The sequence below is a fragment of the Hoeflea sp. genome (assembly GCF_039975035.1).
Classification (GTDB): Bacteria; Pseudomonadota; Alphaproteobacteria; order Rhizobiales; family Rhizobiaceae; genus Hoeflea.
In genome coordinates this window covers 1-7,492 of sequence record NZ_JBDWHW010000142.1, presented here as the reverse complement: position 1 = coordinate 7,492, position 7,492 = coordinate 1, and the positions used below count along the sequence as shown (strand labels likewise).

The following is a 7,492-nucleotide window of genomic DNA, read 5'->3' as shown; positions in this document are numbered from 1 at the left end:
ATCTGATCGAGAACTTCTTCTGCAAACTCAAAGACTTCAAGCGCATCGCCATGCGAAGCGACAAGACAGACCGCAGCTTCCGAGCAATGATTTACGCAGTGGCAGCGACAATCAATGCAAGTTGATACTCAACAAACCCTAGTGTTCATGTAGCTTTGTTCCCGAAGCTTCGGAAGGCGGCTTTCCCCCCAAACCTTGACTCCAGCCCGCTTTTCATGTTTATCCCGCTCAAATCTGCGACGAGCATGACTCCGAGCCGCCGACCGGGACCCGTAGTGGTATAAATCGATCCCGGAGGTCACCACCCGACAGCGCGATGCGCCCTCGGGTGCTGTTTGGCTTTGGGCAATGCCCGCCCCATATGGGCTGGAGATCTCTTCAGCAACAACAGGACGACCCTATGTTTGACACTCTCCAGGACCGGCTTGGCTCCATCCTCAACAATCTGACCGGGCGCGGCGCCCTGTCGGACAAGGATGTGTCGGAAGCCATGCGCGAGGTTCGCCGCGCGCTTCTGGAGGCCGACGTGGCGCTGGAAGTGGTGCGCGGCTTTACCGACCGGGTGCGCGACAAGGCCGTCGGCGCCGAGATCGTCAAGTCGATCAAGCCGGGCCAGATGGTGGTCAAGCTGGTTCATGACGAGCTGGTCGCACTTCTGGGCGAAGAAGGCGTGCCGATCGATCTCAATGCCGCCGCCCCCGTCGTCATCATGATGGTCGGCCTGCAGGGCTCGGGCAAAACCACGACCTCGGCCAAGATTGCCGCGCGGATGGAAAAGCGCGACCGCAAGAAGGTGCTGATGGCCTCGCTCGACACGCGGCGGCCGGCGGCGCAGGAGCAGCTCAGGCAATTGGGCGAGCAGACCGGGGTCGCCACGCTGCCGGTGATCGAGGGCCAGCAGCCCGCTGACATTGCCGCGCGCGCGGTGCAGGCGGCCAAGCTTGGCGGCCATGACGTGGTCATTCTCGACACCGCCGGCCGCACCCATATCGACGAACCGCTGATGGCCGAAATGGCCGAGATCAGGAAGCGCGCCAATCCGCACGAAATCCTGCTGGTCGCCGATGCGCTGACCGGTCAGGACGCGGTCAATCTGGCGCGCAGCTTCGACGAGCGCGTCGGCATCACCGGCCTGGTTCTGACCCGCATGGACGGCGATGGCCGCGGCGGTGCGGCGCTGTCGATGCGGGCTGTCACCGGCAAGCCGATCAAGCTGATCGGTACCGGCGAAAAGATGGACGCGCTGGAGGAATTCCATCCGCGCCGCGTTGCCGACCGGATCCTGGGCATGGGCGACATTGTCAGCCTGGTCGAGAAGGCGGCGGAGAATTTCGACGCCGAAAAGGCGCAGGTCATGGCCGCCCGGATGAAATCGGGCAAGTTCGATCTCAACGACATGGCCGAACAGCTCGGCCAGATGCAAAAACTCGGCGGCATGGGCGGCATCATGGGGATGATGCCCGGCATGGGCAAGATGAAGGACCAGATGTCGGCGGCCGGCATGGACGACAAGACATTTGCGCGCCAGCTCGCCATCATCGGATCGATGACCAAGGCCGAGCGCGCCAATCCCGATCTGCTCAAGCATTCGCGTAAAAAACGCATCGCCAAGGGCTCGGGCACCGATGCGGCGGCGATCAACAAGCTTTTGAAGATGCACCGGCAGATGGCCGACATGATGAAAGCCATGGGCGGCAAGGGCAAGGGCGGCGGCATGATGCGCGCGGCGATGGGCGGCCTGGCCTCGAAGATGGGACTTCCCGGTGGCATGGGCGGAATGCCAGGCGGCATGGGCGGCATGCCGGATCTGTCGAAGATGGATCCCAAACAGCTCGAAGCGCTGCAGAAGCAGGCCGAGGCCGCCGGTCTCGGCAAGGCCCCGGGAATGGGCGGCATGCCCGGTGGATTGCCTGGCATGGGTGGCGGCAAGCTGCCCGGTCTGGGCGGCCCGAAACTCCCCGGACTGGGCGGCGGCCTTCCAGGCCTGCCGAAAAAGAAGTGAGGGGGAGACCATGACAAACAACACCAACACCGGCGCAATCGCGCAACTGAAGGAATACCGCAAGTCGATCGACAATTTCGACGCGGCGCTGATTCACATTCTGGCCGAGCGGTTCCGGGTGACCAAGGCCGTCGGCGCGCTGAAGGCGTCAGCCGATCTGCCGCCGTCCGACCCCAACCGTGAGGCCGAGCAGGTTGCGCGGCTGCGCGAGCTGGCCAAATCCGCCGATCTCGATCCGGATTTCGCCGAAAAGTTTCTCGAATTCGTCATTCGCGAAGTCATCCAGCATCACAAGCAGGCGGCGGCGAATTGATCACCAGATCTGGCGCTGAGAAGCGCCCGAAGTAGACATCCAAACAGTCAACAAGTTACCAAATCGAAGGAAAAGAAAATGGCACTGAAAATTCGTCTGGCCCGTGGCGGCTCCAAGAAGCGTCCTTACTACCACGTTGTTGTTGCCGACGTGCGCAGCCCGCGCGACGGCCGCTTCATCGAGCGTCTGGGCTACTGGAACCCGATGCTGGCCAAGGACGACGCCACTCGCGTTGACCTCAACCAGGAACGCATCCAGCATTGGCTCGACCACGGCGCACTGCCGACCGACCGGGTTGCCCGTTTCATGGCCGAAGCCGGCATGATGACCCGCGACGCGCGCTCCAACCCGAACAAGGGCCAGCCCGGCAAGAAGGCGCAGGAACGCGCCGCCGAGAAGAAGCAGAAGGAAGAGGATGCGGCAGCCGCCGCCGCCGAAGCCGCTGCCGCTCCTGCCGAAGCACCTGCTGAAGACGCCGCAGCCGAATAAGGTCCAACCCTCTGGTGCCGTCCGTTTCACGGCGCCCTGAGCCTTGGCATCCACACCCCCGCATCACTGCGGGGGTGTTTTCGTTTGAAACAGCCTTCAAGGCCGGCCGCCATGCCGAGGTCGCGCGCAATTCCCGGATCTGCTAACCCTGGGTAGCAAAATGTTCATTGCTTTGATGTATTCAGGCCGCAACCCGATCTGACAACGGATGAAAAGGCATCGCGATCATGGCCCGATCCCTGTTTGGTAACGCCCGGTGCGGCCGCATTCCCTATGCGCTGATTGTACTTGCCATCCTGGCCGCAGACTTTCTCAAGACACCGCTGGAAGCCTATGTCGGCAGTCTGCATTCAAATGCCATGGAGCGGCTTGTGTCTGACACCGTCGCAAACCCGGCAACGGTTGTTGCCGGCCCACTGCCGATGCGGGAAACCGCGCAGCAGATGCGCCTTCACCTCGAAGAGGTCTACAGCAAGCGCTTGCGCGAGTATCAGGCTCACAAGGCCGAGTTTCCCGATTCCGACCGCGCTGCGCCGGTGATGATGGACAGGGAGGTTGCCAGTCAATGGGCTTTGCGGCAGCCGGGGCTGGCGCTGATGCCGACCACTGCCCAGCTCCAGCACGGCGAGTCCCTGTCAGCCGGGATGACCACGCTCAATTCGCTTTATGTGACCGCTATCGGCCTGATTGGTCTGGCCTCGATGGTGGCGATTGCCTGGGTTGTTCTGGCGCGGGTGCGGGACATCGGCTGGCCTGCCTGGGCTGGCCTTGCCATCCTTGGCGTGTTCATCATCAAGATCTGGACGCTGCAGACTGTCCCCACCGCGGTTTCGACCGGGTTGCAGGTGATCTTCCTTGCCCTGCTGATGGGGCTCGCCCTGATCCCGGCCGGGTTTGACCCTCGCCGCAAGCCGCAGCCCGCGGAGGCCCGGATGCCTGTGCCCGGCCCAGTGCGGGACCCGGCTTCACCCCGTGCCGCCGCCCGCAGGCAGTTTGGTCGCAGGGCCCGTTGAGCCGCTGGTGACCCGGTGGCACTGTTGCGAAAAGGCTTTGGCTTTTGATTTGCAGCGCAAAGGTCTATAAGCCGCTCGATCCATGTCACCTGTGAGGCCATGCGACGCCGCAAGCGTCCCGGTTTCGGGTGGCTCTGAACCCACTCTGTCCGAACACGGATTCGCTCTCATGTCGACCAGCCAGGTGAAGTTGCCCCACCCCATTCTCGTCGGCGTCGTCGGCGCAGCCCAAGGGCTTCGCGGCGAGGTGCGGGTCAAGCCGTTCACCGAAGACCCGCTGGCGCTGGCCGAATACGGCACGCTGTATTCAGCCGATGGCCGGCGCTTCGAGGTGCTCGATCACCGCTTCGCCAAGACCGTGGTGGTGGTGCGCTTTCGCGGCATCAACGACCGCACCGCCGCCGAGGCGCTGAAGGGACTGGAGCTTTTCATCGACCGCTCCAGCCTGCCCGATTACGAGCTCGAGGAAGATGAATATTTCCACGCCGATCTCGAAGGGCTCGAAGCCTGGGACGCGGAGGGCATGTTCTGGGGCGTGGTGTCGGGCGTGCTTGATTTCGGCGGCGGCGATCTCCTGGAATTGCGCGGCGAGGGCAGAAAGCCGGTGGTGATCCCGTTCACGCTGGCCGCGGTGACCAAGGTCGATCTTGCCGCCGGGCGGATCCTGGTCGATCCGCTGGCGGCCGGCCTGATCGATACCGGCGGCAATGACGGCGGCGACGAACCCGGCGAAACCCGCGACGGCGAGGAGACATGAGTTTCCGCGCAACCGTTCTGACGCTCTATCCGGAGATGTTTCCCGGCCACCTCGGGGTCTCGCTGGCCGGCCGGGCGCTTGAACGCGGCGACGCGCTGATCGAGCCGGTCAATATCCGCGATTATGCCCATGACAGGCACCGCTCGGTTGATGACACGCCGGCGGGCGGCGGCGCCGGCATGGTGCTCAGGCCCGATGTTCTGGCCGGTGCGATTGATGCGGTCAGCCCGGCGGGTGACACGCGGCCACGGCTGCTGATGAGCCCGCGCGGAACCCCGCTCACCCAGGCCCGGGTGCGCGCGCTTGCCTCGGGCCCTGGCGTGGTTATTGTCTGCGGCCGCTTCGAGGGCGTTGACCAGCGGGTGATCGAGGCGCGCAATCTCGAGGAAGTCTCGATCGGCGATTATGTGCTGTCGGGCGGCGAACCGGCGGCGCTGATTTTGCTTGACGCGGTGATCCGGGTGCTGCCCGGGGTGATGGGCAACGAGGCGTCGGGCCTGCATGAAAGTTTCGAGACCGGCCAGCTCGAGCATCCGCACTACACCAGGCCGCAACTGTTCGAGGGGCGCGGGATTCCCGAGGTGCTGACCTCGGGCAATCACAAGGCGATCGAGGCCTGGCGGCAGGCGCAATCGCTGGAGCTGACGCGCGTGCGGCGGCCCGATCTGCTGGACCCGGAGGTCCGAACGAAAGATCAGCTGGTGAAATAATACCAGCTCAGCAGCAGCCCGACACCGACCACCACCGCCCGGATCACCGCTTGCGGCACCCGCCGCGCCGCCCACACACCGGCATGGCCGCCGAGTGCGCCGGCCGGAATCATGATCACGGCCGGCAGCCAGGCGACAACGCCGCCGCTTGTAAACACCACGATGGCGATGAAGGCGATGACCACGGCGATGACATTCTTGAGTGCATTGAGCTTGTGGTAATCGCCGCCCTTGGTCACACCGAGCACGGCCAGCATCATGATGCCCATGCCGGCGCCGAAAAACCCGCCATAGATCGAGGTGACAAACTGCGCCGCCATTCCCCACCGCGACACCGGTTGTTCGGCGTGCAGATGTTTGGGCCGCAGATAGGGCCCGGCGGCAAAGATGATGGTGGCCGCCAGCAGCAGCCATGGCACCAGCGAGCGGAACGAGGGATTGGACATCGACACCAGGATCAGCGCGCCGGCAAGGCTGCCCATGAGCGACAGGCCGGCCAGCAGCCAGACCTCGCGCCCGGCCTCGCGCAACTCCTTGCGGTAGGCCAGCGCCGAGGTGACGTAGCCGGGAAACTGGGTCACCGAGGATGTGGCGTTGGCCATGATCGGCGGCACGCCGGCCAGCGTCATGGCGCCGAAGGTGAGGAAAGTGCCGCCGCCGGCGATGGCATTGACGACACTCGACAGAAAGCCGGCGCTGAAAAGAAGAACAATATCGAACAGGGACATGAGCAACCGTCAAACGTCATCAGGGACCGGTTTTAGAGCACCGCCGGGGGTTTGCCGCAAGACCATCAACAAAATTGCCCCGGCGGGCGTGACAAAACCGCCGCGATGGTGTATCGCACCGCCCAATCGGCAATGTCCGACAGCCGTTGAAACGGCGCCTGCCAAACAATGAATGGTGAACCCGCTCCTGCCTTCACCGGCATAGCCTGGAGGATGATCCCCGAAAGGGACATACCAAACCGGCAACCGAGAGCGCTCTGACCGTTTGAGAAAAACGAAAGGTCAAGGACCATGAATATTATTGCCCAGCTGGATGCCGAACAGGCAGCCAAGATCGAAGCCACCCGCAAGTTTCCCGAATTTTCCGCCGGCGACACCCTGCGTGTCCAGGTGCGCGTGACGGAAGGCAAGCGGACCCGTCTGCAGGCTTTTGAAGGCGTGTGCATCGCCCGCGCCGGCGCCGGCCTGAACGAAAGCTTCACCGTTCGCAAGATTTCCTACGGCGAAGGCGTGGAACGCGTGTTCCCGATCTATTCGCCGCTGGTTGAAGCCGTTGAAGTGGTGCGTCGCGGCAAGGTGCGTCGCGCCAAGCTCTACTACATGCGCGATCGTCGCGGCAAGTCGGCCCGTATCGTCGAGAACACCGGCACCCGCGCCCGCAAGCTCAACGACGCCGAGCGCGCCGCGCTGGCCGCCGAGAAGGCACGGCTTGAGGCCGAGAAGGTCGCGGCAGCCCAGGCTCTGGCCGCCGAGAAGGCAGCAACGGAAGCCGCTGAAGCCGCAGCCGCAAAGGCCGCAGCCGATGAAGCAGCAGCCGCAGCAACCGCTGAAGAAGCCAAGAGCGAATAAGCCGCTCCATCCGATTTTGCCAATCCTTCGGGGTTGGCACACAAGGCGCCGGGCAACCGGCGCCTTTTTGTGTTTTTGGGCTCCCCCGTTAGAGGGGAGATCTGTGCCGCCTTCGCGCTTGGCGCATCATTGCCAGACGTCTGGAACCATCACACCGCCTGCGGCGTTTCACAGCTTCAAGGGAGAGTGACATGACCAGCAAACCGGACCAGCAGACAGACAAGCCCAAAACCGGACCGGCAAAGCCCGACCGCGAGGTCTCCGATCCGCATCCCGGCAGCGTCTCCGACGGAACCCACCCCGAAGCCAACGAAGACAAATCCGAGGCCAACGTGGACACATCCGAGGATTGAGCCCGCCGGGCAGCCGATGCTGGGCGAGACCACAGACTTTGCGGCGCCCTCCCTCTCCGCTTGCGGGAGAGGACAAAAATTCATGATCTTGGCGCGGCGCGCCAAGTCATGGATTTTTCAGGTGAGGGGGAGTTTCTTGCGCCGTGACCCATCCCCTGTCTTGCAAAAACAATGACCTGCCTGAAATTAACATCATGATTTTGCTTTCTCCCCGACCAAGCGGGAGACGGCGCGCACGCTCCGGCATTCAAAAAATCCCCCCGGTTTTGTCCCCACAT

10 protein-coding genes and 1 pseudogene are annotated in these 7,492 nt (G+C 63.5%); 9 read left to right on the top strand and 2 right to left on the bottom strand.

Annotated features, from left to right (window positions below):
• The 7 genes and pseudogenes from ABJN75_RS12350 to trmD form a co-directional block, all read left to right on the top strand.
• A pseudogene (locus ABJN75_RS12350) lies at window positions 1–125 on the top strand (transposase); the annotation flags it as partial.
• Between the two features lie 275 nt (window positions 126–400).
• Entirely contained in the window at window positions 401–2,002 is a 1,602-nt protein-coding gene (gene ffh, locus ABJN75_RS12345) for a signal recognition particle protein (RefSeq protein ID WP_348439893.1), read from the top strand.
• 10 nt (window positions 2,003–2,012) lie between these two features.
• A complete protein-coding gene (locus tag ABJN75_RS12340) occupies window positions 2,013–2,315 on the top strand; it encodes a chorismate mutase (RefSeq protein ID WP_348439892.1) in 303 nt (100 codons plus the stop codon).
• Window positions 2,316–2,393: 78 nt separating this feature from the next.
• Window positions 2,394–2,804, top strand: a complete 411-nt coding sequence (gene rpsP, locus ABJN75_RS12335; RefSeq protein ID WP_348439891.1) for a 30S ribosomal protein S16 — start codon at window positions 2,394–2,396, stop codon at window positions 2,802–2,804.
• A gap of 227 nt (window positions 2,805–3,031) precedes the next feature.
• Window positions 3,032–3,817 carry a hypothetical protein gene (locus ABJN75_RS12330; RefSeq protein WP_348439890.1) on the top strand — a complete coding sequence of 262 codons (786 nt, stop codon included), beginning with the start codon at window positions 3,032–3,034 and terminating at the stop codon, window positions 3,815–3,817.
• A 169-nt stretch (window positions 3,818–3,986) separates the two neighbouring features.
• Window positions 3,987–4,574: a ribosome maturation factor RimM gene (gene rimM / locus ABJN75_RS12325; RefSeq protein WP_348439889.1), complete on the top strand. Its 588-nt coding sequence runs from the start codon at window positions 3,987–3,989 to the stop codon at window positions 4,572–4,574.
• Complete coding sequence (gene trmD / locus ABJN75_RS12320) at window positions 4,571–5,284, top strand: tRNA (guanosine(37)-N1)-methyltransferase TrmD (protein ID WP_348439888.1); 714 nt, start codon at window positions 4,571–4,573, stop codon at window positions 5,282–5,284. The genes rimM and trmD overlap by 4 nt, the downstream gene beginning before the upstream one ends.
• On the opposite strand, the gene ABJN75_RS12315 is transcribed toward trmD, so the two are convergent.
• Window positions 5,269–6,012 (bottom strand): sulfite exporter TauE/SafE family protein, encoded by a 744-nt coding sequence (locus tag ABJN75_RS12315; protein ID WP_348439887.1) that lies wholly within the window; start codon window positions 6,010–6,012, stop codon window positions 5,269–5,271. The genes trmD and ABJN75_RS12315 overlap by 16 nt on opposite strands.
• A gap of 291 nt (window positions 6,013–6,303) precedes the next feature.
• Here ABJN75_RS12315 and rplS point away from each other — a divergent pair, with 291 nt between their 5' ends.
• Entirely contained in the window at window positions 6,304–6,861 is a 558-nt protein-coding gene (gene rplS, locus ABJN75_RS12310) for a 50S ribosomal protein L19 (RefSeq protein WP_348439886.1), read from the top strand.
• Window positions 6,862–7,052: 191 nt separating this feature from the next.
• Entirely contained in the window at window positions 7,053–7,214 is a 162-nt protein-coding gene (locus tag ABJN75_RS12305) for a hypothetical protein (RefSeq protein WP_348439885.1), read from the top strand.
• An 80-nt stretch (window positions 7,215–7,294) separates the two neighbouring features.
• On the opposite strand, the gene ABJN75_RS12300 is transcribed toward ABJN75_RS12305, so the two are convergent.
• Window positions 7,295–7,492 (bottom strand): hypothetical protein (locus ABJN75_RS12300; protein ID WP_348439884.1); only part of this gene is annotated, 198 nt, incomplete at its 5' end.

Excerpts from the sequence above, each read along its gene's own strand:
- ffh (WP_348439893.1), top strand. The coding sequence starts at position 401 with ATGTTTGACACTCTCCAGGACCGGCTTGGCTCCATCCTCAACAATCTG.
- ABJN75_RS12340 (WP_348439892.1), top strand. The coding sequence starts at position 2,013 with ATGACAAACAACACCAACACCGGCGCAATCGCGCAACTGAAGGAATAC.
- rpsP (WP_348439891.1), top strand. The coding sequence starts at position 2,394 with ATGGCACTGAAAATTCGTCTGGCCCGTGGCGGCTCCAAGAAGCGTCCT.
- ABJN75_RS12330 (WP_348439890.1), top strand. The coding sequence starts at position 3,032 with ATGGCCCGATCCCTGTTTGGTAACGCCCGGTGCGGCCGCATTCCCTAT.
- rimM (WP_348439889.1), top strand. The coding sequence starts at position 3,987 with ATGTCGACCAGCCAGGTGAAGTTGCCCCACCCCATTCTCGTCGGCGTC.
- trmD (WP_348439888.1), top strand. The coding sequence starts at position 4,571 with ATGAGTTTCCGCGCAACCGTTCTGACGCTCTATCCGGAGATGTTTCCC.
- ABJN75_RS12315 (WP_348439887.1), bottom strand. The coding sequence starts at position 6,012 with ATGTCCCTGTTCGATATTGTTCTTCTTTTCAGCGCCGGCTTTCTGTCG.
- rplS (WP_348439886.1), top strand. The coding sequence starts at position 6,304 with ATGAATATTATTGCCCAGCTGGATGCCGAACAGGCAGCCAAGATCGAA.
- ABJN75_RS12305 (WP_348439885.1), top strand. The coding sequence starts at position 7,053 with ATGACCAGCAAACCGGACCAGCAGACAGACAAGCCCAAAACCGGACCG.